This is a genomic window from Microbacterium sp. AG1240 (genome assembly GCF_003635115.1).
Classification (GTDB): domain Bacteria; phylum Actinomycetota; class Actinomycetes; order Actinomycetales; family Microbacteriaceae; genus Microbacterium.
Genome location: NZ_RBXJ01000001.1, coordinates 413557 through 437564, shown reverse-complemented (window position 1 = coordinate 437564; position 24008 = coordinate 413557). Strand labels below are relative to the sequence as shown.

23 protein-coding genes and 1 tRNA gene are annotated in these 24008 nt (G+C 70.8%); 10 read left to right on the top strand and 14 right to left on the bottom strand.

Annotated elements, in window-relative coordinates:
- The first annotated feature begins 14 nt into the window (after positions 1-14).
- The 4 genes from DEU34_RS02035 (at position 15) to DEU34_RS02020 (ending at position 3760) form a co-directional block, all read left to right on the top strand.
- A complete protein-coding gene (locus DEU34_RS02035; protein ID WP_121149672.1) occupies positions 15-1337 on the top strand; it encodes an aspartate aminotransferase family protein in 1323 nt (440 codons plus the stop codon).
- A gap of 23 nt (positions 1338-1360) precedes the next feature.
- Positions 1361-2896, top strand: a complete 1536-nt coding sequence (locus DEU34_RS02030) for a CoA-acylating methylmalonate-semialdehyde dehydrogenase (RefSeq protein WP_121149671.1) — start codon at positions 1361-1363, stop codon at positions 2894-2896.
- An 87-nt stretch (positions 2897-2983) separates the two neighbouring features.
- Positions 2984-3056 (top strand) — tRNA-Arg (locus DEU34_RS02025).
- 176 nt (positions 3057-3232) lie between these two features.
- Positions 3233-3760, top strand: a complete 528-nt coding sequence (locus DEU34_RS02020; protein ID WP_147423984.1) for a hypothetical protein — start codon at positions 3233-3235, stop codon at positions 3758-3760.
- A gap of 100 nt (positions 3761-3860) precedes the next feature.
- On the opposite strand, the gene DEU34_RS02015 is transcribed toward DEU34_RS02020, so the two are convergent.
- Together DEU34_RS02015 and DEU34_RS02010 are read right to left on the bottom strand one after the other, a co-directional pair.
- The gene (locus DEU34_RS02015) at positions 3861-4427 is read right to left on the bottom strand and encodes an asparagine synthase (protein WP_121148435.1); all 567 of its coding nucleotides are present in this window, start codon (positions 4425-4427) and stop codon (positions 3861-3863) included.
- Positions 4428-4470: 43 nt separating this feature from the next.
- Positions 4471-4902, bottom strand: a complete 432-nt coding sequence (locus tag DEU34_RS02010) for a YdeI/OmpD-associated family protein (RefSeq protein WP_121148433.1) — start codon at positions 4900-4902, stop codon at positions 4471-4473.
- A gap of 176 nt (positions 4903-5078) precedes the next feature.
- Between DEU34_RS02010 and DEU34_RS02005 the strand changes: the two genes are divergently transcribed.
- Together DEU34_RS02005 and DEU34_RS02000 are read left to right on the top strand one after the other, a co-directional pair.
- Complete coding sequence (locus DEU34_RS02005) at positions 5079-5489, top strand: DUF4383 domain-containing protein (RefSeq protein ID WP_121148431.1); 411 nt, start codon at positions 5079-5081, stop codon at positions 5487-5489.
- Between the two features lie 17 nt (positions 5490-5506).
- A complete protein-coding gene (locus DEU34_RS02000; RefSeq protein WP_147423983.1) occupies positions 5507-6088 on the top strand; it encodes a hypothetical protein in 582 nt (193 codons plus the stop codon).
- Positions 6089-6106: 18 nt separating this feature from the next.
- Here the strand turns inward: DEU34_RS02000 and DEU34_RS01995 are convergent, their stop codons facing one another.
- The 6 genes from DEU34_RS01995 to DEU34_RS01970 all read right to left on the bottom strand — a co-directional run bounded on the left by DEU34_RS01995 (position 6107) and on the right by DEU34_RS01970 (position 13294).
- Positions 6107-7060, bottom strand: a complete 954-nt coding sequence (locus tag DEU34_RS01995) for an aldose 1-epimerase family protein (RefSeq protein ID WP_121148427.1) — start codon at positions 7058-7060, stop codon at positions 6107-6109.
- A 1-nt stretch (position 7061) separates the two neighbouring features.
- Positions 7062-8573, bottom strand: a complete 1512-nt coding sequence (araA, locus tag DEU34_RS01990) for an L-arabinose isomerase (RefSeq protein WP_121148425.1) — start codon at positions 8571-8573, stop codon at positions 7062-7064.
- A gap of 152 nt (positions 8574-8725) precedes the next feature.
- Positions 8726-9745 (bottom strand): LacI family DNA-binding transcriptional regulator, encoded by a 1020-nt coding sequence (locus DEU34_RS01985; RefSeq protein ID WP_121148423.1) that lies wholly within the window; start codon positions 9743-9745, stop codon positions 8726-8728.
- Complete coding sequence (locus DEU34_RS01980; protein ID WP_121148421.1) at positions 9742-10854, bottom strand: hypothetical protein; 1113 nt, start codon at positions 10852-10854, stop codon at positions 9742-9744. Before DEU34_RS01980 ends, DEU34_RS01985 begins: the two co-directional genes overlap by 4 nt.
- 152 nt (positions 10855-11006) lie before the next feature.
- Positions 11007-12584: a xylulokinase gene (locus tag DEU34_RS01975; protein ID WP_121148419.1), complete on the bottom strand. Its 1578-nt coding sequence runs from the start codon at positions 12582-12584 to the stop codon at positions 11007-11009.
- Positions 12581-13294, bottom strand: coding sequence for an L-ribulose-5-phosphate 4-epimerase (locus tag DEU34_RS01970; RefSeq protein ID WP_121148417.1), 714 nt, complete (start codon positions 13292-13294; stop codon positions 12581-12583). The genes DEU34_RS01975 and DEU34_RS01970 overlap by 4 nt, the downstream gene beginning before the upstream one ends.
- A 283-nt stretch (positions 13295-13577) precedes the next feature.
- On the opposite strand from DEU34_RS01970, the gene DEU34_RS01965 reads away from it, so the two are divergent.
- Positions 13578-14498 (top strand): oxygenase MpaB family protein, encoded by a 921-nt coding sequence (locus DEU34_RS01965; protein ID WP_121148415.1) that lies wholly within the window; start codon positions 13578-13580, stop codon positions 14496-14498.
- A gap of 54 nt (positions 14499-14552) precedes the next feature.
- Here the strand turns inward: DEU34_RS01965 and DEU34_RS01960 are convergent, their stop codons facing one another.
- Positions 14553-15149 (bottom strand): hypothetical protein, encoded by a 597-nt coding sequence (locus tag DEU34_RS01960; protein WP_121148413.1) that lies wholly within the window; start codon positions 15147-15149, stop codon positions 14553-14555.
- A gap of 320 nt (positions 15150-15469) precedes the next feature.
- Here DEU34_RS01960 and DEU34_RS01955 point away from each other — a divergent pair, with 320 nt between their 5' ends.
- From DEU34_RS01955 to DEU34_RS01945, 3 genes are all read left to right on the top strand, one after another.
- Complete coding sequence (locus tag DEU34_RS01955; RefSeq protein WP_121148410.1) at positions 15470-16048, top strand: DUF1992 domain-containing protein; 579 nt, start codon at positions 15470-15472, stop codon at positions 16046-16048.
- Positions 16049-16126: 78 nt separating this feature from the next.
- On the top strand, positions 16127-16870 hold the full coding sequence (locus tag DEU34_RS01950; RefSeq protein ID WP_116648377.1) for an ABC transporter ATP-binding protein: 744 nt from the start codon (positions 16127-16129) through the stop codon (positions 16868-16870).
- Complete coding sequence (locus DEU34_RS01945; RefSeq protein ID WP_121148407.1) at positions 16852-18438, top strand: hypothetical protein; 1587 nt, start codon at positions 16852-16854, stop codon at positions 18436-18438. The genes DEU34_RS01950 and DEU34_RS01945 overlap by 19 nt, the downstream gene beginning before the upstream one ends.
- A gap of 31 nt (positions 18439-18469) precedes the next feature.
- Here DEU34_RS01945 and DEU34_RS01940 read toward each other — a convergent pair whose 3' ends face one another.
- The 5 genes from DEU34_RS01940 to DEU34_RS01920 form a co-directional block, all read right to left on the bottom strand.
- Positions 18470-19282, bottom strand: coding sequence for an ABC transporter ATP-binding protein (locus DEU34_RS01940; protein ID WP_121148404.1), 813 nt, complete (start codon positions 19280-19282; stop codon positions 18470-18472).
- Entirely contained in the window at positions 19279-20328 is a 1050-nt protein-coding gene (locus DEU34_RS01935; protein ID WP_121148402.1) for an iron chelate uptake ABC transporter family permease subunit, read from the bottom strand. The genes DEU34_RS01940 and DEU34_RS01935 overlap by 4 nt, the downstream gene beginning before the upstream one ends.
- A complete protein-coding gene (locus DEU34_RS01930; protein WP_121148399.1) occupies positions 20325-21365 on the bottom strand; it encodes an iron ABC transporter permease in 1041 nt (346 codons plus the stop codon). Before DEU34_RS01930 ends, DEU34_RS01935 begins: the two co-directional genes overlap by 4 nt.
- A complete protein-coding gene (locus DEU34_RS01925) occupies positions 21366-22397 on the bottom strand; it encodes an iron-siderophore ABC transporter substrate-binding protein (RefSeq protein WP_121148397.1) in 1032 nt (343 codons plus the stop codon).
- 229 nt (positions 22398-22626) lie between these two features.
- Positions 22627-23760 (bottom strand): acyl-CoA desaturase, encoded by a 1134-nt coding sequence (locus DEU34_RS01920; RefSeq protein ID WP_259460003.1) that lies wholly within the window; start codon positions 23758-23760, stop codon positions 22627-22629.
- Positions 23761-24008 lie beyond the last annotated feature (248 nt).

Sequence of the window (24008 nt, the reverse complement as noted above, 5' to 3'; positions counted from 1 at the left end):
CGATGAGGATGGCGATGGACCCCGACACGACAGACCTCGACGCCCGCACGAGAAACCTCGACCGCGCGCACGTCTTCCACTCGTGGTCGGCGCAGGGGGCCCTCGATCCGATGGTGATCGCCGGGGGCTCGGGCACGACGGTGTGGGATCACGCCGGCACCCGCTACCTGGACTTCTCCAGTCAGCTCGTGAACGTGAACATCGGCCACCAGCATCCGGCCGTCGTGCGCGCCATCCAGGAGCAGGCGGCGACCCTCGCCACCATCGGACCCGCGACGGCGAACCTCGCGCGGGGAGAGGCGGCCCGACGCATCGTCGAGCGGGCGCCCGACGGCTTCGAGAAGGTCTTCTTCACCAACGGCGGCGCCGACGCGAACGAGAACGCCATCCGGCTCGCGCGACTGCACACCGGCCGCGACACGGTGCTGTCGACCTACCGCTCGTACCACGGCAACACCGGAGCCGCGATCGTCTCCACCGGCGACTGGCGCCGCATCCCGAACCAGTACGCCCGCGGGCACGTGCACTTCTTCGGCCCGTACCTGTACCGCACCGAGTTCTGGGCGAACAGCGCCGAGGAGGAGTGCGAGCGGGCGCTGCGCCATCTCGAGCGTGTGATCCAGGCAGAGGGCCCCACCACGATCGCCGCGATCCTGCTCGAGACGATCCCCGGCACCGCCGGGGTGCTCGTGCCGCCGCCGGGATACCTCACCGGCGTCCGGGCTCTGGCCGATCGGTACGGCATCGTGCTGATCCTCGACGAGGTGATGGCCGGGTTCGGCCGCACCGGACGCTGGTTCGCCTTCGACGGCTACGAGGTCGTTCCCGACCTCATCACCTTCGCCAAGGGCGTGAACTCCGGCTACGTTCCCGTCGGCGGCGTGATCATCTCCGACCCCATCGCCGCGCCGTTCGACGAGCAGGTCTTCCCCGGCGGACTCACCTACAGCGGTCACCCGCTCGCCGCGGCCTCCATCATCGGCGCCCTCGACGCGATGGCGGACGAAGGCATCGTCGAGCACGCCGCACGCGTCGGAGCAGAGTCGATCGGGCCGGCCCTGCGAGCTCTCGCCGACCGGCACGACGTGATCGGCGAGGTGCGCGGCGAGGGCGTCTTCTGGGCGCTCGAGCTCGTCGCCGACCGCGCCACCCGCGAGCCGCTGTCGGGCCCGGCCATGGGCGCGCTGAAGAGCGGCCTCGTCGCCCGGGGGCTCCTCCCCTTCGTATCCGAGAACCGCATCCACGTCGTACCGCCCTGCGTGGTCACGGCCGACGAGGTCGATCAGGCCGCCGCCATCTACGACGAGGCCTTCACCGACCTCGCCCGCGCTCGCTGATGAGCGCCCTCAGAAAGGACAACATGACCGATACCGCAGTCACCGCTCCCCCTGCCGCAGCATCCGACACCGTCGTGCTGGACCACTGGGTCGACGGCGCGCCGTGGCCCGGCTCGTCCGACCGCACGGGTCCGGTCTTCGACCCGGCGCGCGGTGTGGTGCAGAAGGAGGTGCGCTTCGCGTCGACGCAGGACGTCGCCGACGCGGTCGCCTCGGCCTCGCGCGCGGCCGCCGTGTGGCGCGATACGAGCATCTCGAAGCGCACGCAGGTGCTGTTCGCGTTCCGCGAGCTGGTCAACGCGAGGAAGGACGAGCTCGCCGCGATCCTGACCTCCGAGCACGGCAAGGTCACCTCCGACGCCCTCGGCGAGATCGCGCGGGGGCTGGAGGTCATCGAGTTCGCCTGCGGCGTCGGCACGCTCAACAAGGGCGCCTACTCCGAGAACGTCTCGACCGGCGTCGACGTCTACACCCTGCGCCAGCCGCTCGGCGTCGTCGGGATCATCAGCCCCTTCAATTTCCCGGCGATGGTACCGATGTGGTTCTTCCCGCTCGCTCTCGCGGCCGGCAACGCGGTCGTGCTCAAGCCCAGCGAGAAAGACCCGTCGGCGGCGAACTGGATGGCGGCCCGTCTGAAGGAGGCAGGCCTGCCGGACGGCGTCTTCTCGGTCGTGCACGGGGACAAGACGGCGGTCGACGCCCTGCTCGAGCACCCCGACGTGCGCGCGATCTCGTTCGTCGGCTCGACGCCGATCGCTCAGTACGTCTACGAGACCGGCACCCGCCTCGGCAAGCGCGTGCAGGCACTGGGCGGCGCGAAGAACCACATGCTCGTCCTCCCCGACGCCGACCTCGACCTGACCGCCGACGCGGCGGTGAACGCCGGCTTCGGCTCGGCGGGCGAGCGCTGCATGGCCGTGTCGGTCGTGCTCGCCGTCGACACCGTCGCCGACGCGCTCATCGAGAAGGTGCGCGAGCGCATGGGGCGGCTCACGATCGGCGACGGCACCCGCGGCACCGACATGGGTCCGTTGATCACCGCCGCCCACCGTGACAAGGTCGCGTCGTACATCGATGTGGCCTCCGGCGACGGGGCGGACGTCGTGGTCGACGGGCGCGGCGTGGCCGTCGACGGCGACGCCGACGGGTTCTGGCTCGGACCGACCCTGCTCGATCGCGTGCCGACGGCCTCGGCCGCCTACCGCGAGGAGATCTTCGGGCCGGTGCTGTCGGTGATCCGCGTCGCCGGATACGAGGAGGGTCTCGAGATGATCAACTCGGGCGCCTTCGGCAACGGCACGGCGATCTTCACGAACGACGGCGGTGCCGCTCGCCGTTTCCAGCACGAGGTGCAGGTCGGCATGATCGGCGTGAACGTGCCGATCCCCGTGCCGGTGGCGTACCACTCCTTCGGCGGGTGGAAGGCGTCGCTGTTCGGCGATGCGAAGGCCTACGGCACGCACGGGTTCGACTTCTTCACGCAAGAGAAGGCCGTCACCTCGCGCTGGCTCGACCCCTCCCACGGCGGCCTGAATCTGGGCTTCCCGCAGCACGACTGAACCGCAGCATCCGTCTCGATTCGCGAGCGCGTTCTGCGTAGGGTAAGCTCGCTCGAGGCCCCCGCACCGTTTCGTGTTGGGGGTCGCGCGCCCGTAGCTCAATGGATAGAGCATCTGACTACGGATCAGAAGGTTAGGGGTTCGAGTCCCTTCGGGCGCACACTGTGTTGAGACAGTGACAGGCTCCGGCCCTCGCGAAAGCGGGGCCGGAGCCTTTTTCTCTGCCCTCGCTCTGGGTGAGAGTCCACAACACCCGGAGCGCACCGAGCGCGCGTCCGGGTGCTGTGGACTTTCACGCGGGCCCTCGGCCGCCCGAGCTCTGGGAGCATGGGTGTGATGAGCTATCGCACCGCCGACGAGGCCGCCGACCACGGTGCACGCCGCATCAGCCTCCGCGTCGCCGCGCCGTTCGACGAACTGCGCGCCCGCATCGAGGCCGAGGTGCCCGAGCTCGACCGCGACGACCTCGACGCGGTCGCGGGCGGCCGAACCCCGTGGGACGACTTCGTGCGCGGACTCGCGTGGGAGGCGCCGAACGGATTCGTTCGCCTGTCGAGCGATGACCTCGGTCGCGTGCTGAGCGTGGCGGGAAGGGATGCTGCGGCCGTGGGGTACCTGCTCATGGACTGGGCGGCGGCCGCCCGCATCCACCGGATCGAACCGACCGCGCTGCTGTACCTTCCGGTGCGGATGCTGCTGGTCGCGCGGGGCGACGAGGTCGCGCTCACGCTCGAGCAGCCCGGCCCGCACCTCGCGAGCTTCGGCCTCAACAAGCTCACCCAGGCGGGCGTCGAGCTCGACCGGCGACTCGGCGACCTGCTCGAGGCGCTCGACATCGCGCGCCCGGCGGCCCTGCGGCGGTAGTCGTTCCGCGCGAGACACGCGGATCGGCCGAGACATCACGCCAGGCGGCGCGTCTCGGCCGATTCGCGTGTCTCACCGCGCGCGGTGCGCGAACGGGCGATCAGGCGTCGTCGGCGCGGGCCTTCTGGGCCTTCTTCTTGGCCTGGGAGGCCAGGCGGGCGAGGTCGATCATGCGCAGCGAATCCATGCGCGCTCTGCGCATCGTCTCGTATTCGGGGTCGGAGTCGGCCGTCATCGCTTCGACGTTCAGCCGACGGGCGAGGTTCGACTCCACGTCGCCCCACGCGGCGTCGCGCGCGCTCTCCAGCAACGCGCTCACTCGGGCCTCATCGCCCGCCCAGTCGCGCAGCTCCGATGCCACGCCCAGGTACTGCTTGCGACGGCGGCGGAGGTTCGCGGTGTCGCGGTCACGGTAGTCGTGCGTGCCCGACGACGTCGAGAACTTGCCCCAGGCGCCGCGCCGTAAGCGCCGCGCCCGATCGGCGGCGCGCTCCTGCTCGGCGGCGAGTCCGAGCAGCGTCTCGCGGGTGATCTCGCCGAACGCGTCGGCGTCGAACTGGCCGCCATCGGCGATCGTGTCGACGAGGATGCGGTTGCGCACGATCAGTCGAGCGGCCGCTGCGGCGATCGAGACGCCCTCGGCGACAGCATCCGACGTCTTGCCCACGGCGCACCTCCTCCACACGAGGCTAGCGCGACCGCGGCCGGGCTCAGACGGAGAGCGTCGCCACGATGGACCGGATGCGGCGTTCCCGCGTCTCGGCGGTCTTCGCACCCTCGACGTTCGCGACGTGCGCCGTGCGCCGACTCGGCGCCAGGGCGTCGAAGCGGTCTCGCGTACCGGCCTCGGCGAGGGCCGCCGCGAGATCGTCCGGCAGCTCGACGGTCCGCGGAGCGGTGTCGAGGGCCAGCTCGACCGTGATCGCGTCTCCCCCGCGGAGCCCGGTCTCGGCGCGCTTGTCGGACGAGAACGGGATGAGGTGGCGCCCTCCCATCACACCGACCGTGCTCCGATAGGTGAACCCGTTCACCGTCACGATCACGGCGGGGCGCTTGCCTCCGCCCAGCTCCTCGATCCGTTCCGGGGGCACCTCGATACCCGTGTTGTTCCCGCTCTGGGAAAGAGTCGTCTCGAACCTCATGCGAGAAGTGTGACAGCGCGCGAATACCGCGTCAGACCGGCGCGCGCAACCCCCGCGATTCGTTGCCAGACCAGGCCATAGCTTCGAACCTGGGAGAACGCCCAATCCGATCTCCCTCCCAGTACGAATCATTCTCAGATGCGGCGCCGGTCGCATCCTGAACAAGGAGGTCCCTCATGGGCTCGTCACCGAATCGCATCGTCGCCACCGTCTTCGGCGCCGTCTACCTGCTCGTCGGCCTGCTCGGCTTCGCCGTGACCGGCGGCGTCGGCTTCATCGCCACCGACGGAGGCCTCCTCCTCGGCATCTTCGAGGTGAACCCGCTGCACAACATCGCCCACCTCCTCATCGGCGCCGCGCTCCTCATCGCCGGCCTCGCCAACGTCCGTGCCGCGAAGGGCGTCAACACCACCGTGGGCGCGGTCTACCTGCTCCTCGGTGTCGTCGGCTTCTTCCTGGTCGGAACCGCCGCGAACATCCTCGCGCTGAACGTGGCCGACCACTTCCTCCACCTCGCCAGCGCGGTCGTCCTGCTCGGTGTCGGCCTCGCCGCCGACAAGAACGTCCCCCGCACCGCGGCGATCTGAGCGAGCGACTCTCCATCGTGACTGTTCATGCGGACACCCCCGCGGTCGTGACGGCTCATCGAGCCCGACCGGCCGCGGGGTCGTCCGGTTTCACCGGGTCGTGGCCATCGGTCGCGGCCTGGGGGGCCGGACTCATCCAAGCCGCCCTCGGCGCCGGGGCGATCGTCGGCGCGACATCGGGCTTCACCGAGCGCGCCGCCGGCGTGGTGCTGGTCAGCCTCGGCATCCTCTCGCTCTTCTGGGGCGGCGCCAACCTCGTCGCCTCCCGTCTCATCGCTCCCCGCCTCGCCCTCGCCGGGGCCGTCGCGGGCGTGCTGGCGATGTTCGGACTCCTCGCCGTCGCCCCCTCGCACACCGGCGTCTACGCGATCGCGGCGGGCGCCTTCCTGCTGCTGGTGGTCGGCGGTGCCTGCGCCGTCGTGGTGCGCCGCGGCGCCGACAAGCCCCGCGACGTCGGCACGCTCCGCGGAATCCTCGGCATGCTGGTGGCCGCGGCCATCATCGCCGTCATCGTCACCCCCGCGCTCGGTGCGGCGCAGGATGCCGTGCTGCTCACCGACGACGGCACAGTGCCCGTCGTGACGCACGACGGGCACTGATACACGACACTCTTCGGGTCAGCCGATCGCGCGGATGCGCCACCGGGCACCCGGATGCTGGACGCCGGGCTCGAGCACGATGAGCCCGGCGTCGAACGTGTACGCCGCATCGTTGAACGCATCGGGGGCGCAGGTCATCGGCTCCACCGCGAGTCCGATGCGGTAACCGGGCGCCGCAGGATCGCCGTCGACGTCGGCGGTGTGGATCTGCACCCAGGGGCACGTGGCGTCCCAGTCCATCGCAACGCCGCTGCCCGCGGCATCCGTCACCGTCACGGTCGCGAGTCCGCCGTCGCCGCGCTCGAGCGCGGTGAACGCGTGGTCGATCTCGACGTCGCCGAGGGTGCGGGCGACGCGGAAGTCGAACCGGTCGGCGTCGACGCCCACGGGCGACAGCTCGGTGGGCGACAGGCGGTCGGGCGTGACCTCGAGCACCTGGGCGGCGGGCAGCGTCAGGGTCCACCCATCGACGAGCCCGTCTCCGGCGACCAGGTACGGGTGCGGTCCGGTGCCCCACGGCGCCGACGTCGCGGAGTCGTTGCGCGCCGTGACCGACTGGGTGAGCCCCTCCGACGAGAGGGCGAAGGTCGTCTCGACCTCGACGCGCCACGGGTAGCCCGCCTGCGGTTCGACGGTGGCGACGAGCGTCACGTGGCTCGGACCCTTGTCGGTCACGCTGAAGTCGCTCCACCCGAGCAGTCCGTGCAGCGCGTGGCCCCGATCGGGCTCGCTCAGGGCGACCTGATACTCCTCGCCGTCGAACGTGTAGCGGCCGTCGACGATGCGGTTGGGCCAGGGAGCGAGCGTGGCCCCGCGGAAGCCGGGGCGGAGCTCGTCGGCACCGAACGGCACGACGAGGTCGCGACCGCGGTGGGTGAGCGACCGGAGCGATGCCCCGACACTTGCGACGATCGCGTCGTATTCTCCGGCGCGCAGCACGTGCTGTTCGCCGGAGACGGGAACGCGTGCCATGTCAGAGCCCCTGGGCGAGGCGGTAGTAGGCCTGGTTCCAGCGCAGCTCGCGCTGGAAGTCGCGCACCGTCGTGTCGTCGTCGATGACGACGAGCTCGGTCTTCGCGATCTCCGCGAAATCGCGGAACACCTCGATACCGACCGCCGTGGTCATCACGGTGTGGTGCGCGGCCCCGGCGGCGAGCCAGCACGCCGCGCTCGTCGCGAAATCGGGCTGCGGCTTCCATACCGCACGACCGACGGGGAGGTTCGGGAGGTCGGGGGCGTCGACGTTCTCGACCACGTTCGCCACGAGGCGGAACCGGTCGCGCATGTCGCTCATCGCCACCACGAGCGCAGGTCCCGGGTCGGCGGTGAAGACCAGGCGCACCGGGTCTTCCTTTCCTCCGATACCGAGCGCGTGCACCTCGAGCCGCGGCTTCGCGGTCGTCAGCGACGGCGACACCTCGAGCATGTGGGCGCCGAGGATGCGCTCCGCGCCGGGCACCAGGTCGTACGTGTAGTCCTCCATCAGCGACGCGCCGCCGGGAAGGCCCGCACCCATGACGTTCGCGACGCGCACGAGGATCGCGGTCTTCCAGTCGCCCTCCGCGCCGAAACCGTACCCCTCGGCCATCAGACGCTGCACCGCCAGTCCCGGCAGCTGCTTCAGCGCGCCCAGGTCTTCGAACGACGTGGTGAACGCGCCGAACCCGCCCTCCTCCAGGAAGGAACGCAGCCCGATCTCAATCGCCGCACCGTCACGGAGGGACTGGTGGCGGGCACCGCCGGGCAGCAGTTCCTCGGCGACGTCGTAGGAGGCGGTGTACTCGGCCACGAGCGCGTCGACATCCGCGTCGGATGCTGCGGCCACAGCATCCGCGAGTTCGTTCACGCCCCACGTGTTGACCTGCACGCCGAACCGCAGCTCGGCCTCGGTCTTGTCGCCCTCGGTGACCGCGACGAACCGCATGTTGTCGCCGAAACGCGCCAGCTTCAGTGTCCTCGAGGCCGCCCACCCGGCCGCCGCACGCTGCCAGTCCTCGACCTGCCGGCGCACCACCGGGTTCGACACGTGGCCGACGACGGTCTTGCGGGCGACACCCAGGCGGGTCTGGATGTACCCGAACTCCCGGTCGCCATGAGCGGCCTGGTTCAGGTTCATGAAGTCGAAATCGATGTCGGCCCACGGCAGCTCGACGTTCGCCTGCGTGTGCAGGTGGAGGAGCGGTTTCTGCAGCGCATCCAGACCCGCGATCCACATCTTCGCCGGGCTGAACGTGTGCATCCACGCGACCACGCCGATGACGTCATCGCGGCCGTTGACCTCGAGGGCGAGGCGACGGATGCTGTCGGAGTCCTTGAGCACCGGCTTCCACACGACCTTCACCGGCAGCCCGCTCAGCCCGTCGGCGACGGCCTGCGACTGCTCCGCCACCTGGCGCAGCGTCTCCTCCCCGTAGAGGTTCTGACTACCGGTGACGAACCACACCTCGAAGGCATCGAGCGACGTGGACAGGGGCGTACGGGACATGACGGGGCTCTTTCGTCTTCGGAGGAGGTGAGGCTGGAACTCCTATTGTGCGCGCTAACACGAGGAATGGCGAGCGATTGCCGGAGTTCATCCGGAGTCGTCGCCGCGCTCGGGGCGAGCACCCGCCGACCGACCCGGAGCTGCTCGCGACGTCAGCGTCCGCCGGGGGCGGTGGGCGGCGAGGACGACGACATCCGCACCGTCAGATGCGGCTCGATCGTGTCGTGCTGCGGCGCACCGTCGTGCTCGATGGCCGAGACGATCCGTTGCAGGGCGAGATCGCCCAGAGCCGCGAAATCCTGACGCACGGTCGTCAGCGGCGGGAGGAAGTGGCGCGTGTCGGGGAGGTCGTCGAAGCCCACGACGCTGAGGTCGTGCGGCACGCGCAGACCGCGCTCGCTGAGGCCGTGGATCAGGCCGAGCGCCATCTGATCGTTGGATGCGAACACCGCGGTCGTCTCGCCGATGTCGAACCGGCGGCCAAACTCGTAGCCGAAATCCGATGTCCAGTCGCCACTGACCGTCGGACCCGGCCGGATCCCGTGGTCGTGCAGCGCCTGGCGCCATCCTTCGGCACGCTCGCGGGAATCGACCCAATCGAGCGGTCCCGCCAGGTGGGCGATCGACGTGTGCCCCAGCTCGATCAGATGGGTGACCGCTGCGACCGCGCCGGCACGCTGATCGACTCCGATCGTGTGCCACTGCTCGTCGCGTTCTGACTTGATCACGACGGTCGGCAGGCCCGTGGACTGCCGGCGGAGCAGGTCGAGCGACGACGCCCGCGGCGCGATCACACACAGCGCCTCGACACCCTGGTTGGCCAGCTCCGCCGCGCCGGAGTCGATCGGCGACCCCTCATCGTCGGCGACCGAGAACGTACTGATGGCGTACCCCGCCACGCGAGCGGCGCTTTCGAACGCCTGCAGCGTGCTGTTCGGACCGTACTGGTCGGGGGCGTCGACCAGCACGCCGATGCGATGAGCGCGACGCGTAGCGAGCGCCCTCGCGATGGGGCTGGGGGTGTAGTTCATCTCGTCGATGACCTGCAGCACCCGCGCGCGCGTGGCGTCGCGGATGTTCGCGTGACCGTTGAGGACGCGCGAGACCGTCATGTGCGACACCCCGGCCTGGCGCGCGACGTCGTAGATGCTGGGACGCGGGCGCTGGGTCATCCGTCGCGGTCTCGGCGCTCGGCGCTCCGCAGGGCCGACCTCGTCAACGGGGCTGGTTCCTCGGCATTCGCGCGTGCACCGGCTGAGGCCATCCCCTCCTCGCGCGCCGCCGCGATCGCCGCCACGAACCGGCGTCGGGAACGCCGCCGCCCCCAGAGAAGGGCGACCAGGACGAGCGCGACACCCAGGAGCAGCAGCAGCTGCGGGATCGGAACGGCCCAGATCGCCGCGTCGACCGCGAGGGGGGCCATGTCGATGGGTGCACCCCCGAAATCGGTCGCCGAGGGAGTGAGCGAGATCGATGCGGGCACGAACAGCGTCGGCCAGACGTCGCCCACCACGATGGTGAAGCTGCGGCTGTCGCCGGGGAGGAGCAGCTGCTGAGGTTCGTCGGATGCGGGGAAAGACATCGATCCCGACCCGGCTCCCACCCGGCCGACGACCGAGACGCTGGCGTTGCCGGTGTTGCGGACGTCGAACGACACCGTCGCGGCACCGGGCCGGAAGGGGTTCCACGACATGTCGTACGCGGTCGTCACCGCCGCGACGTCGACCGACGGCGTGATCTCACCGGTGACCCGGGTGAGCACGCGGAATCCGACCCGGCTCTCGACCCCGACCTGTGCTCCGCCGTCGTCCGTGGAGGTCGAGAGAACGGATGCGGCGATCCCGGCCGCGTGATCGCCGGGGGTCGCATCGTCGGGCACGGTCGTGGTGAACCTCACGACGGCGGTGGCATCGGCTCCGACCGTGACGGTCTCCGGCATGTCGATCCACGTGCCGGCGTCTACGGACTCTGCGCCGGCGGGAAGCATGTTGAACCGGCCGGCATCCGTGTAGTAGCCGTCCGCTGCGCTCAGTCGGAAGGTGACCTCCGACTGACTCAGGTTGCGCACGGCGAAGTAGTCGTCCGTCGACGATCCCGCGTCGAGTTCCTGCTCGACGACGCTGCGACCGTCGGGGCCGCTCTCAGCCGCCGGTGTCACCGACCACGTGATATCCGTCGCCGCGTCCGTCGCGGCGACGGCGGGCGATGCCACCAGGGCCGCCGCCAGCGCTGCGCTCGCCAACGACACAACCCGTCCCCACCCGAAGATGCGCCTTCGCATGCCCCTACCACCCTGTCTCGGATCCACGCCGCGTAGCCGCGGAACGGAGCGTGTTCGACGTTGTCTTCGGAGACTCCTCGTGCGATAAGCAACTTTACCGGTCGGCGCCGATACGCCACGGAGAAGCAGGCGACGAGCCCCTCCCCCGGAGATCAGAGGGAGGCGACGGCGGCCCGTTCGACGACGAGTCCGGCGGCGTAGCGGTCGAGGTAGGCGGCGAAACCCGCGACGTCGGCGGGATCGGGGGCGGCGGTCTCGAACGCGGCCGACGCGAAGACACGGTCGGCGAGGTACTCGTCGAGCGCGATCTCGGGAGCGGTCGCGGCGTAGGCCGCGAGCACGGCGATGCCCCACGCCCCTCCCTCGGAGGCCGTCTCGGCCACCGAGACCGGGGCGGCGAGCGCACCGGCGAGGAACCGCTGGGCGACCCCGGCCGTGCGGAACATGCCCCCGTGAGCGAACATGCGATCGAGCGCCACGCCCTCCCCGTCCAGCACGCGTATGCCGAGGGCGAGGGTGCCGAACACGCCATAGAGCTGTGCCCGCATGAAGTTCGGCAGGTCGAACGCGCTGTCGGGGGTGCGGACGAACAGCGGCCGGCCTTCGTCGAGACCCGCGATGGGCTCACCGGCGAGATGGTTGTAGGCGAGGAGCCCTCCCGCATCCGCCGCTCCCGTGAGCGCCTCGCGGAAGAGGGCGTCGAAGGCCGCATCGGGCCCGACGGGCGTGCCCGCGGCCTCCGCGAAGCGCGTGAACAGCCCGACCCAGGCGGCGAGCTCGCTCGCGCCGTTGTTGCAGTGCACCATCGCGACCGGGTCGCCCGCGGGGGTGGTGACGAGGTCGATCTCGTGGTGCAGGCTCTCGAGCGGCCGCTCGAGCACGACCATCGCGAAGATGCTCGTACCGGCGCTCACGTTCCCGGTGCGCGGCGCGACCGAGTTGGTCGCGACCATGCCCGTGCCCGCGTCGCCCTCGGGCGGGCAGAGGACGACGCCCGGGCGGAGTGCTCCGGTCGGGTCGAGCAGGGCGGCGCCCTCGGCGGTGAGTTCACCGGCCGACACCCCCGCGGGGAGCACCTCGGGGAGAAGGACGGCGAGGTCGAGCGCCCGGTCGCCCACCAGATCGCCGAACTGCCGCAGCATCCGCTCGTCGTAGGTCTTCGTCGTGGCGTCGATCGGGAACATGCCCGAGGCATCGCCGACGCCCAGCACGCGGCGGCCGGTGAGCCGCCAGTGCACGTACCCGGCGAGGGTCGTGACGAACCTCACATCGGCGACATGGGGCTCGTCGTCGAGCACCGCCTGGTAGAGGTGCGCGATCGACCACCGCAGCGGGATGTTGGTGCCGAACAGGTCGGTGAGTTCGGCCGCGGCGGGACCGGTCGACGTGTTGCGCCACGTGCGGAACGGCACGAGCAGCTCGCCCTCGCCGTCGAAGGCGAGGTAGCCGTGCATCATCGCCGAGACGCCGATCGCGCCGACCGCGCCGAGAGCGAGACCGTAGCGGCGCCGTACGTCGGCGACGAGGTCGCCGTAGGCCGCCCGCAGGCCCGACCACACGTCGTCGAGCGAGTAGGTCCACGTGCGGTTCTCGAACCGGTTCTCCCAGTCCGAGCTGCCGACCGCCAGCACGGTGGCCGGGTCGTCGGGGTCGATGAGGCACGCCTTGATGCGGGTCGAGCCGAGCTCGATCCCGAGGACGGCGCGACCGCCGGCGATCGCGGCGGTCATCGGCGTGCGTCCGAGTTCTGGCCGTACACGTTCTGGTAGCGGTTGTAGAGGGCGTCGATCCGGTCCTGCGGGATCGGGATGAGGGGCCCCGCCTCGCGCGCGATGTGCACCGAACGCGCGGCGTCCTCGCACATGACGGCGGCCTTCACCGCATCCTTGGCCGAGACGCCGATCGTGAACGGGCCGTGATTCTGCATGAGCACGGCGCGGCTGCGGTGACCGCGCAGGGTCTCGACGATGCCGCGACCGATCGAGTCGTCGCCGATGACGGCGAACGGGCCGATCGGGATGGGACCCCCGAACTCGTCGGCCATGCCCGTGATCACGCAGGGGATCTCCTCGCCCCGCGCGGCCCAGGCCACGGCGTAGGTCGAGTGGGTGTGCACGACACCGCCGACGTCGGGCATGTTGCGGTAGACGTAGGCGTGGGCGGCGGTGTCGCTCGACGGGCTCCGCTCGCTCCCCGAGGTGCCGGGCACGACGGTGCCGTCGAGGTCGCACAGGATCATGTTCTCGGGGGCGAGGTCGTCGTACGACACACCGGAGGGCTTGATCACGAAGAGATCGGCACCCGGCACGCGCCCGGAGACGTTGCCGCCGGTCCAGACGACCAGGCCGTATCGGACGAGTTCGCCGTGCAGGCGGGCCACGTCGGCTCGCACCGCCTCGACCGCGTCCTGGATCTCGGGGGTGAGGGCGGTACTGCTCACGGAAGCTCCATCGTCGTCGTGCGCGGCCCCGTCGACCGCTCCCCGATGTTACCGCTACCACCCTCAGCCCGCCAGCTTCTCCTCCCCCTCCCCGCGCCCTCGCGCCCCGTCGAGCCCGCGGCGATCACCGAGCGCGCACGCCCCCGGCGCGCAGAGCGTGCGTGTTCGGCGAGACCGTGCGGGCTCGGCGAAGGGAAGGGCGGATGCGGCGCCGCGGCACGCAGGTCGTTCGACGGCGTGAGAACCCCGCCCCCGCGGCGCGCGGCGATGGCACGCTGGGAGGATGACAGCATCCGGCCCGTCCGCGCGCACGACACGACTGCGCTCGCGGATGCTGACGGCGCTCGCCGGCGACCCCGACGGCACCCCGCCGTGGGTGCTCGCGATCGAGGACGGTGACGACCCGGGGTACTTCCCCGAAGACGGCGCGACGTGGGTGGTGCACGGCGGCATGGGAACCCTCGTGGCGGGTATCCGTGCGCTGCTCGTGCAGGCGCTCCACCCGGGGGCGCTCGCGGGCGTCCACGACTGGTCGCGGTACCGGGAAGACCCCATCGGCCGCCTGAGCGGCACCGTGCGCTGGGTCATCTGCGTCACCTACGGCTCACGCACCCAGGCGGAGGCCGAGACCGCACGGGTCGGTCGGCTGCACACCCGCGTGAAGGGCGACTACACCGCCGGCGACGGCGCGGTGCGCGGGTACACCGCCGATGCCTCCGACCTCGTGACCTGGGTGCACCTCGCCTTCGCCGACGCGTTCCTTCGCAGCCACGAGATGTGGGGGGTCCCGATACCCGGGGGTGCCGACGCCTACGTCGCCGAATGGGCGGCCGCGGGGAGGCTCATGCGGGTGCCGGATCCTCCCACCAGCGAGGCGCAGCTGCGAGCCGCGCTCGAGGGCTTCCGCTCGCGCGGCGAGTTGCGCCGCGACGAGCGGGTCGACGAGGTCGTGCGCTTCCTGCGAAAGCCGCCGTTCACCGGGGCGATGGGTCTGGCCTACCGCGTGCTCTTCGAGGCGGCCGTGGCGTCGCTGCCGCGCGAGTGGCGCGCGATGCTGGGCCTGCGACGCTCGCCCCTTCCGATGGTGACGCTGACGCGCATCGTTCTCGCGGTCTCGGCGCGCGCACTGGGCTCGGGCCCCCGCGCACAGGACTTCGCTCGCCGACGGTTGCGACGCCTGGAGGGCGAGCGCCGCGACGCCTGACGCGACGACGGCGCCGCCCCCGCAGGGGCGACGCCGTCGGATTCTGCGGATGGGTCAGCCGAGCAGTCCGCCGAGGCCCAGCGTGCCGGTCACGCCGTCGACGGTCGCGCCTACTCCGCCGGTCACGCCGTCGACCACGTCGGTGACGTCGTTGGAGATGTCGGTGTTCGCATCACCGGTCGAGGTGTCGGTGTCGTTGCCGCTGCCGACGGGGGCGTCGACACTGGTGTCGTTGCCCGATCCGATGGGGGCGTCGATCGGTGCGTCGATCGGAGCCGAGACGTCGTTGCCCGAGCCCACGGGGGCGGAGACGTCATTGCCCGAGGCGACCGGCGCCTGGTTGCCCGAGAGCACGTCGCCGACGAGCGGGCCCTCGATGACGCTGACGTCGCCGATGGTGGTGTCGGGCGACACACCGGTCACGGGGGCGACGTCGTTGTCGGTGAGGGAGATGACCTCGCTGACCCAGGCCTGGAAGTCGCCGAGCGACGAGGTGAGGTCGGTCGAGGTGGCCGACGAGTTCGACGCGTCGACGTCGGTGGTCGTCGTGTCGGCCGTGGCGGGGAGCGCGATACCGGCGATCGCGAGTCCGGCGACGCCGACTCCGGCGGTGGCCAGGATTCCAAGACGGGTGTTCTTCTGGGTACGCATGGTGTCTCCTTGCTGTTCCGTCTGCGGCAGTTCCGCCGCATGTGGGGTCATCCGACCCGAGGCGCGAAGTGGATTGGTGAGAGCTCTCTCATGTGCCCGCACCGGGATTTCCGGGCGGGCCGGGATCGGCGTCCTGCCGCGGAACTCGGGCCGTCCCTGGGAGAACCCTGAGCGTCGAGATCCGCACCGTGGGTACCCCGCGAGGACGATCCGCTACGAGGGCGGCAGGTCGCAGCATCCGCCCCCAGCAATCGATGGGGTCACTTGCAGGAGGGCGCCACATTCTGTTCGATGAAGCACGGGGAGGAGCCGGAGAGAACATGCGAGACGATCCGCGGCAGGCCGCGCAGGAGTATCGGCAGGCGCGCGATGCCGCCGCGGCGGGAGAGGCGCCGGATGCTGCGGAGCCCGAGGCCGATGTCGCCCGGGGATCGACCGCGGCCGAGCGTGCCGCCTACGTCGAGACGGCGATCCAGCAGGCGATCCGGCGCGGCGACTTCGACGGACTCCCCGGTGCGGGCAAGCCCCTGGCGGGGCTCGGCGACACCCACGATCCCGATTGGTGGATCCGCCGGAAGATCGCGTCCGAGCAGATCACCGGGCTCGGCCCTCCCGCGCTCACGCTGCGGGTCGAGCACGCCGAGATGGCCGAGCGCCTCGACGCACTCCGGCGCGAGGACGAGGTCCGCGATGCCGTCGAAGACTTCAACCGCCGCGTCATCGAGGCGCGGCGGCAGCTGCTCGGCGGACCTCCCGTCGTCACCCCCACGCACGACGTCGACGCGGAGGTGACCGCGTGGCGGGATCGTCGCGCAGCGCGGGAGAGCGCCGCATCCGCGCTCCCCTCCGACGACGACCCGCGACCGCAGCGCTGGTGGCGGCGCGTGCGTCCCCGCTAGGTTCGAAGGGTGGCCGACTCTCGCGATCTTCCGATCCCCGTGACCGCTTCCCCACCAGCCGATGCGGGGGTGCCGGCGATGGCGCTCTCCGGGCTCGTCAAGCGCTTCGGCGAGAAGGTCGCCGTCGACAGGCTCGACCTCGTCGTTCCGACGGGCTCGTTCTACGGGCTGGTCGGTCCTAACGGAGCCGGGAAGACCACGACGCTCTCGATGGCGACCGGGCTTCTGCGCCCCGACGCCGGCACCGCCACGATCCACGGCGTGGACGTCTGGGCCCACCCGGTCGAGGCGAAGGCGATGATCGGCAACCTCGCCGACGGCGTGAAGCTCTTCGACCGGCTCACCGGCGAGCAGCTGGTCACCTATACCGGCATGATGTTCGGCCTCTCGCGCGACGAGATCGGCCAGCGCACCGCCGACCTCCTGCGCATCATGGATCTCGGCGAAGCCGCCGGAACCCCCGTCGTCGACTACTCGGCCGGCATGACGAAGAAGATCGCCCTGGCGTGCGCGCTCGTGCACGCCCCGCGTCTGCTCGTGCTCGACGAGCCGTTCGAGTCGGTCGACCCGGTCTCGGCCGCGAACATCGAAGACATCCTGCGCGGGTACACGCAGGGCGGCGGCACGGTCATCGTCTCGAGCCACTCCATGGACCTCGTGCAGCGCATGTGCGACCACGTCGCCGTCATCGGGGCCGGTCGCCTCCTCGCCGCGGGCACCGTCGACGAGGTGCGCGGCGGCGAGAGCCTGCAGGACCGCTTCGTCGAGCTCGTGGGCGGCCGACACCACACGGAGGGCCCCGAGTGGTTGCGACGCTCCTGAGGATCCGCTTCCGCATCCTCGGCAACACCCTCTCGCGCAGCCCCTGGCAGCTCGTCGGTTTCATCATCACCGCCTTCTGGGCGCTGGGCGTGCTGTTCATGGCCGCCGTCGGTCTCTTCTTCGCCGGAGCGGCGGGGGCGGATGTGACGCGCTACGCCGTCGTCGCCGGTGGCGCCATCCTCACTCTCGGCTGGATCATCGGCCCCGTGTTCGTCGCCGGAATCGACACGACGCTCGATCCGGCCAAGCTCGCGCCCTTCCCCCTCACCACCGGGCGGATGATGATCGCGATCGCGGTCGCGGGACTCACCGGCATCCCCGGCCTCGCCTCTCTGCTCGGGGGCCTCGCGACCTTCACCGCGTGGTGGCGCTGGCCCCTCGCCGCCGCCGCCGCGGTCGTGTGCGTGCCGCTCGGCGTGGCCATCTGCGTCGTCGCGTCGCGCACGGTCGCCTCGCTCGCCTCGGGCTTGGGCGGTCGTCGGCGCACCCAGGAGACGGTCGGCCTCATCGCCTTCGTGGTGATCCTTTTCGCCGGTCCGATCTTCCTCGGGGCGACGCAGCTCTTCCGTACCGGCGTCGAATCTGGCGTGCAGTTCGCCGCGATCCTCGACGGCCTCTCGTGGACGCCGCTCGCCGCGGCGTGGGCGGTGCCCGGCGACCTCGCGGCCGGCTCGCCGGTGACCGCGCTGGTGAAGCTGCTCATCGCCGCCGCCACCCTCGCGGGACTCTGGCTGCTGTGGAACCGCAGCCTGACGGCCGGTCTCGCATCGCCGTCGCAGACATCCGCCCGCCGCGTGCAGTCGGGCTCGCTGGGCTGGTTCGGCCGGCTCCCCACCGGGCCCGTCGGCGCGACCTGGGCCCGCTCGCTCACCTACTGGGTGCGCGACTCCCGCTACCTGCAGCAGCTGCTCCTCGCCCCGCTGGTGCCGGTCTTCGTGCTGTTCTACAGCGGCGGCGATCTGACGAGCCCGTTCTTCGCGGGATCCGCGATCGGTTCGGCGTTCTTCGTCGGCGTCGCGCCCTACACGATCATCTCCTACGACGGCACGGCGTTCGCGGGCATCCTGCAGACCGGCATCCGCGGGAGGGCGGACCGCGTCGGGCGCACGCTCGCCGCAGCATCCGTCGCGGTGCCGCTCGTGCTCCTCGTCGCGGTCGTCACCGTCGGGATCTCGGGCCGCTGGGAGGTGCTGCCCGCGGTGCTCGGCGCCTCGTTCGGCGTGCTGCTGACCGCCTACGGCGTCTGCGCCGTCAGCTCGGCGCTGCTGGTGATCCCGGTCGCCGCCGCCGGCGACAGTCCGTTCAAGCGCGTGCCCGGGGCGACCTTCACGATGGGCCTCGTCGGCATCGGGCTCTGGCTGGTGGCCGGGCTCCTCGCCGCGCCCGAGATCGTGTTCGCCGTGCTCGCCATCGCGCTCGGCGATCCCCTGTGGTCGTGGCTCGCCGTCATCGTGGGCATCGTGCTCGGGGCAGTGCTGTGCATCGTCGGCATCATCGTCGGGGGCCGCATCTTCGATCGCACCGCGCCGTCGCTGCTCAGCCGTCTGAAGTCCTACAAGAACGCCTGAGCCGCGGCACCCCGGCGAGAGAAGGTCGCCGTCACCGCTCCGACACGATCGCGTGGTGGCGACCGATCGGGAGCATGAGGGGTCGGCCCGACGTGGGGTCGGAGATGACCCGGCTGCGGATGCCGAACACCCGCTCCACCGTCTGCTCGGTCAGAACGGCCTCGGGTGTCCCCGCGGCGGCGACCGCGCCCTCGGCCATCGCGATGAGGTGGTCGCAGTAGCGCGCGGCGAGGTTCAGATCGTGCAGCACCATCACGATCGTCGTGCCGCGTGCCCGGTTGAGGTCGGTCAGCAGATCGAGCACCTCGACCTGATGGCTGACGTCGAGGAACGTCGTGGGCTCGTCCAGCAGCAGCACGTCGGTCTGCTGCGCGAGTGCCATCGCGATCCACACGCGCTGCCTCTGGCCGCCCGAGAGCTCGTCGACCGCTCGATCGGCGAGCACCGCGGTGTCGGTGGCCTCGAGCGCCTCGGCCACCGCGACGTCGTCGTCGTGCGACCAGCGGGTGAGCAGCCCCTGGTGCGGCGTGCGCCCGCGTCCGACGAGGTCGGCGACCGTGATGCCCTCCGGCGCGATGGGCGACTGCGGCAGCAGACCGAGGGTGCGGGCGAGCTCCTTCGCCGGCGTGCGGTGCACGGCGCGTCCGTCGAGCACGACGCGGCCCGACCGCGGCACGAGCAGACGCGACATCGCCCGCAGCAGGGTCGACTTCCCGCAGGCGTTCGGCCCGACGACCGCCGTGATACGCCCGGCCGGGACCGAGAGATCGAGGTCGGCGACGACGGTGCGATCGCCGTAGCCGAGGGTGACGGCCTCGACGGCGAGAGAATGCGTTGCGGTCACAGGGAGCCCCCCACGCGGTTGGTGCGGACGATGAGATAGACGAGATACGGGGCGCCGAGCACCCCGGTGACGATGCCCACGGGATAGCGCATGCCGAGCATGTACTGGCCGACCAGGTCGGCGGTCAGGACCAGCAGCCCGCCCACGAGCGCCGCCGGCAGCAGCGGCGAACCGAGCGGTCCGACGATCCGGGCGGCGATCGGGCCCGAGAGGAATGCCACGAACGCGATCGGGCCGGTCGCGGCGGTGGCGAAGGCGATGAGGCAGACCGCCGCGACGATGATGAGCAGCCGGGTGCGCTCCACCCGCACGCCGAGGGCGGCGGCGGTATCGTCGCCGAGCTGCATCGCTGCGACGTCGCGCGATCGGCTCAGCAGCAGCGGGCCGAGCACGACGAGCGCGATCAACGCCGGCACGGTCTCCTGCCACGTCGCTCCGTTCAGGCTGCCGGTGATCCACCGCAGTGCTTCCTGCAGGTCCCACTGACCCGCCTGCGAGAGCACGTACTGGGTGACGGCCTGGAGCATGGCCGCCAGCCCGATCCCGATCAGGATGAGGCGGGTGCCCGCTCCCCCGCGAGAGAAGGCGAGGGCGTAGACCAGAACCGCGACGCCGAGGCCGGCGACGATCGCGAAGGCCGAGACGGCGATACCGCCCAGCCCGAGGATGACGATCGCGAAGGCCGCCGCGGCGCTGGAACCGGCGGTGATGCCGATGATGTCGGGGCTGGCCAAGGGGTTCCGCAGCAGCGTCTGGAAGCTCACGCCCGCGAGGCCGAAGCTCATCCCCACGATCAGGCCGAGTGTGGCTCTGGGGAGGCGGAGCCGCCCGACGGCGAACGAAGCGCCGTCGACGGGCTGCCCGAAGATCACGGCGAGCACGTCGCCGGGCGGGTAGAAGCTCTGCCCGACCATCAGGCTGAGACCGAAGATCGCCACGATGAGCGCCGCGAGGATGCCGAGGATCGATCTCCTCCGCCGGTGACGACGAGACCGCCCCGCGGCGACATCGGCGGCGGTGAACGGTGCGGACACGGAGGAGGTCATAGCGACGACACCTTCCGACCCCGAACGATCGCGATGAACAGCGGGGCACCGATGAGCGCGGTGATGATGCCGGCATCGATCTCGCTGGGGCGCGCGACGACCCGCCCGACGACGTCGGAGACCAGCAGGAGGCAGGCACCGCCGACGGTGGCGAAGGGCAGGAGCCAGCGGTGGTCGACGCCCACCAGCAGCCGGCTCGCGTGCGCGACGATGAGGCCGACGAATGCGATCGGGCCGGCGATGGCGGTGGCCGCGCCGCACAGGAGCACCGCGCCGAGCGCCGCGACCGCCCGCGCCACGGCGACCCGCTCACCGAGTCCTGCGGCGAGATCGTCGCCGAGGGCGAGGGAATTGAGGCTCCGCGCCGACGCCAGGCTGATGACGAGACCGACGACGAGGAAGGGCAGCACCTGCACGATCGTCTCCCACGACGCCCCGCCGACGCCGCCGATCAGCCAGGAGCGGATGTTGCCGGAGATGTCGCCGCGGGGAAGGTAGACGGCTGTGACGAACGAGCTGAGCGCGGCCGAGGTGGCCGCGCCGGCGAGGGCGAGCTTGAGGGGTGTGGCTCCGCCACGGCCGAGCGATCCGACGGTGTAGACGAAGACGGCGGCGACGGCGGCCCCGACGATCGCGAACCAGACGTACCCGCCGGCGGAGGACAGGCCGAACCACGCGATGCCGATGACGACGGCCAGCGACGCACCCGTGTTGACCCCGAGGATGCCGGGATCGGCGAGCGGGTTGCGGGTGACGCCCTGCATGACCGCACCCGAGAGCCCGAGCGCCGCCCCGACCAGGATGGCGAGAGCCGTGCGCGGGAGGCGGATGGCGACCGCCGCCTGACCCAGGTTGTCGACCGATCCCGCCAGACCCGCGATCGCATCGTCGAAGGAGACGTCACGGGATCCGACGGCGATGGAGACGGCCGCCAGGACGCCGAGCGCCACGACGGCGACCGCGAACCACCCCAGGCGCACGCGATTCGGGCGCCGCACGGCGGCGACGCCCGAATCGATGGCGGACGGTGCGGACACTCAGGACTTGTCGGCTGCGTCGGCGAGCAGCCCGACGTAGTCGTTCAGCACCCACGAGATCGCCAGCGGTGTCGGGTTGGCCGCGGTGCCGATGGGCGAGGTGCCGTCCAGCGCGACGATCGCCCCGTTGGCGACCGCGGGCATCTGGGCGAGCAGGGGGTTCTGCGTGATCGCGTCGACGACGCCGTCTCCGGCGTAGGTGACGATGATGTCGACGTCGGCGAACGCGTCGATCTGCTCGGCGCTGATCGTTCCGTTGAACACGTCGCTGTCGCCCGTCGCGTCGATGATGCTCGGGGGCGTGGTCATACCGAGGTCCTCGAAGAACGCCGCGCGGGTGTCGTTGGGGGTGTAGTAGCTGATCTTGCTGAGATCCGTCGGGTCGACGTGCGTGAGGAACATGGTGCGCTTGCCGGCGAGCTGCGGGTGTTCGGCGACCGTGTCGGCGATCTCGTCCTCGATGCTCGCGACGAGGGCGTCGCCCTCGGTCGCCATGCCCATCCCGGCGGCGTTCAGTTCGATCACGTCGCGCCACGACGTCGACCACGGGGCTTCGGGGTAGGCGACGACCGGGGCGATCTCGCTCAACGTGTCGTAATCCTCCTGCGTCAGTCCCGAGTACGACGCGAGGATCACGTCGGGGTCGGTGTTCTGCACGGCCTCGAAATCGATGCCGTCGGTCTCGTCGAACAGCACGGGCGTCTCGCCGCCGAGCTCGGCGAGCTTCTCCGAGACCCAGGGGAGCATGCCGTCGCCGTCGTCGTCGCCGAAGTTCGCCGCAGCCATCCCCACCGGAACCACGCCGAGAGCCAGGGGCACCTCGTGGTTCGCCCACTGCACCGTCGCGACGCGCTCGGGCTTGGACTCGATGACCGTCGTGCCCAGGGCGTGCTCGATCGTGATGGGGTAGCCCGCGGCGGAGTCGCCCGACGAGCCGGTCGTCGGCGCGGAGGTCCCCGCGCTGCAGGCGGAGAGAACGAGGGCTGCGGCGGCCGAGAGCACGGCGAGGGCGGTCAGACGACGGTTGCGCATGGATTTCCTTCTGTGGGTGCGGGACGAGCCGCACCCGCAGGAGGCGATGTCGATCGGAAGGCGCCGAGGCGCTTCTCCTCCGACTTAGGTGAGGCTTACCTCTCACCCTAGAGCGCCGTGGGCGCCGGCTCCAAAACCGGATGCCGCATCATCGAGAGATCCACGCCGTGAACGACGAACGGATGCTGCGCGAGCGCGCAGCATCCGTTCTCGGGTTCTGTGTCGAGACTCAGACCTTGCGGTAGGCACCCATCTGGACGGCCGCGGGGCAGTCGAAGGGGTCACCGCCGGCGGCGAGGCCGACGCGGTTGAGGTATTCGATGACGATCGCGTAGGACTTGATGAGGCTCGTCTCGGTGTACGGCACGTCGAAGGTGCGGCAGTACTCGATGACGATCTCGCGAGCCTGCGCGAGGTGGGGACGAGCCATGCTCGGGAAGAGGTGGTGCTCGACCTGGTAGTTGAGGCCGCCCATGAGCGCGGTGGCCCACCAGCCGCCGGCGACGTTGCGGGAGGTACGCACCTGCTTGCTGAAGAAGTCGAGACGCGCGTTGGGGTCGATGATCGGCATGCCCTTGTGGTTCGGAGCGAACGCCGCACCCATGTAGATGCCGAAGACCGCGAGCTGCACGCCCATGAAGGCGAACGCCATACCGAGGGGCAGGAGCAGGAAGACCGGCACGATCACGACGGCGAGACGCAGCAGGATGAGGGTCAGTTCCTCCCAGCGACGCGGAACCGGTCCGCGCGCGAGGTTGTGCTTGATGCCGAGGAAGTGCAGGTTGATGCCCTCGAGCGTCAGCAGCGGGAAGAACAGGTAGCCCTGCTTGCGGGTGATGAGCTTGACGATGCCCCGGGCCTTCGCCGCATCCTCTTCGATGAACGAGATCGTGTCGATCTCGATGTCGGGGTCTTTGCCGACGCGGTTGGGGTTGGCGTGGTGGCGGGAGTGCTTCGAGTCCCACCAGGTGTAGCTCATACCCACGATGCCGGGGCCGATGAAGCGCGCGAGGCGATCGTTCGCCTTGCCCGACGCGAAGATCTGCTTGTGAGCGGCCTCGTGCGAGATGAAGGCCGCCTGGGTGAACAGGATTCCGAGGGCGGCGGCGATGAGCAGCTGGAACCAGGAGTCGCCCAGGAGGAGGAAACCGGTGATCGCGCCGGCGAAGCCGAGCACGATCGCGGTGCCCACGAGCGCGTAGAACAGCGGTGCCCGGCGGAGCAGACCCGTCTCCTTCACCACCTGCGAGACCTGGGTGTAGGCCTTCGCGACGGGCGGGAAGTCCTTCGTCGTGGCGTAGGTCGTACGCACGGGGCCGAGAGTCGAGGTGGGGGAAGTCGTTGCGACGACGGGTGATGCCACGTGGGGCTCCTGTCGATCGGCAGCGACGCGGGGGCATCGCTGGAGGGGGGGAAGCCAAAGGCCGGTTGCCGATCGCTGTAGCCGACACTACGCGCACGCTCATACCCGCCCGGGTATGTCTCCGCGTATGTCCAGCAGACGCACAGGCCCTCGAAATACGGGGGTCTCGCGGTATCCGGTCACCCCTCTCGCCGCGGTCGCCGCCCGCGATGTCTCGCCTGGTATGAGACCGGCGGCGCCATCGCTGC

What these genes read in the sequence shown, in the direction of transcription:
- DEU34_RS01955 (WP_121148410.1), top strand. Translation starts at nt 15,470, where the DNA reads ATGCGAGACGATCCGCGGCAGGCCGCGCAGGAGTATCGGCAGGCGCGC.
- DEU34_RS01925 (WP_121148397.1), bottom strand. Translation starts at nt 22,397, where the DNA reads ATGCGCAACCGTCGTCTGACCGCCCTCGCCGTGCTCTCGGCCGCCGCA.
- DEU34_RS01960 (WP_121148413.1), bottom strand. Translation starts at nt 15,149, where the DNA reads ATGCGTACCCAGAAGAACACCCGTCTTGGAATCCTGGCCACCGCCGGA.
- DEU34_RS01975 (WP_121148419.1), bottom strand. Translation starts at nt 12,584, where the DNA reads ATGACCGCCGCGATCGCCGGCGGTCGCGCCGTCCTCGGGATCGAGCTC.
- DEU34_RS02030 (WP_121149671.1), top strand. Translation starts at nt 1,361, where the DNA reads ATGACCGATACCGCAGTCACCGCTCCCCCTGCCGCAGCATCCGACACC.
- DEU34_RS02010 (WP_121148433.1), bottom strand. Translation starts at nt 4,902, where the DNA reads ATGAGGTTCGAGACGACTCTTTCCCAGAGCGGGAACAACACGGGTATC.
- DEU34_RS01950 (WP_116648377.1), top strand. Translation starts at nt 16,127, where the DNA reads ATGGCGCTCTCCGGGCTCGTCAAGCGCTTCGGCGAGAAGGTCGCCGTC.
- DEU34_RS02005 (WP_121148431.1), top strand. Translation starts at nt 5,079, where the DNA reads ATGGGCTCGTCACCGAATCGCATCGTCGCCACCGTCTTCGGCGCCGTC.
- araA (WP_121148425.1), bottom strand. Translation starts at nt 8,573, where the DNA reads ATGTCCCGTACGCCCCTGTCCACGTCGCTCGATGCCTTCGAGGTGTGG.
- DEU34_RS01995 (WP_121148427.1), bottom strand. Translation starts at nt 7,060, where the DNA reads ATGGCACGCGTTCCCGTCTCCGGCGAACAGCACGTGCTGCGCGCCGGA.
- DEU34_RS02035 (WP_121149672.1), top strand. Translation starts at nt 15, where the DNA reads ATGGACCCCGACACGACAGACCTCGACGCCCGCACGAGAAACCTCGAC.
- DEU34_RS02020 (WP_147423984.1), top strand. Translation starts at nt 3,233, where the DNA reads ATGAGCTATCGCACCGCCGACGAGGCCGCCGACCACGGTGCACGCCGC.
- DEU34_RS01980 (WP_121148421.1), bottom strand. Translation starts at nt 10,854, where the DNA reads ATGCGAAGGCGCATCTTCGGGTGGGGACGGGTTGTGTCGTTGGCGAGC.
- DEU34_RS01985 (WP_121148423.1), bottom strand. Translation starts at nt 9,745, where the DNA reads ATGACCCAGCGCCCGCGTCCCAGCATCTACGACGTCGCGCGCCAGGCC.
- DEU34_RS01965 (WP_121148415.1), top strand. Translation starts at nt 13,578, where the DNA reads ATGACAGCATCCGGCCCGTCCGCGCGCACGACACGACTGCGCTCGCGG.
- DEU34_RS01935 (WP_121148402.1), bottom strand. Translation starts at nt 20,328, where the DNA reads ATGACCTCCTCCGTGTCCGCACCGTTCACCGCCGCCGATGTCGCCGCG.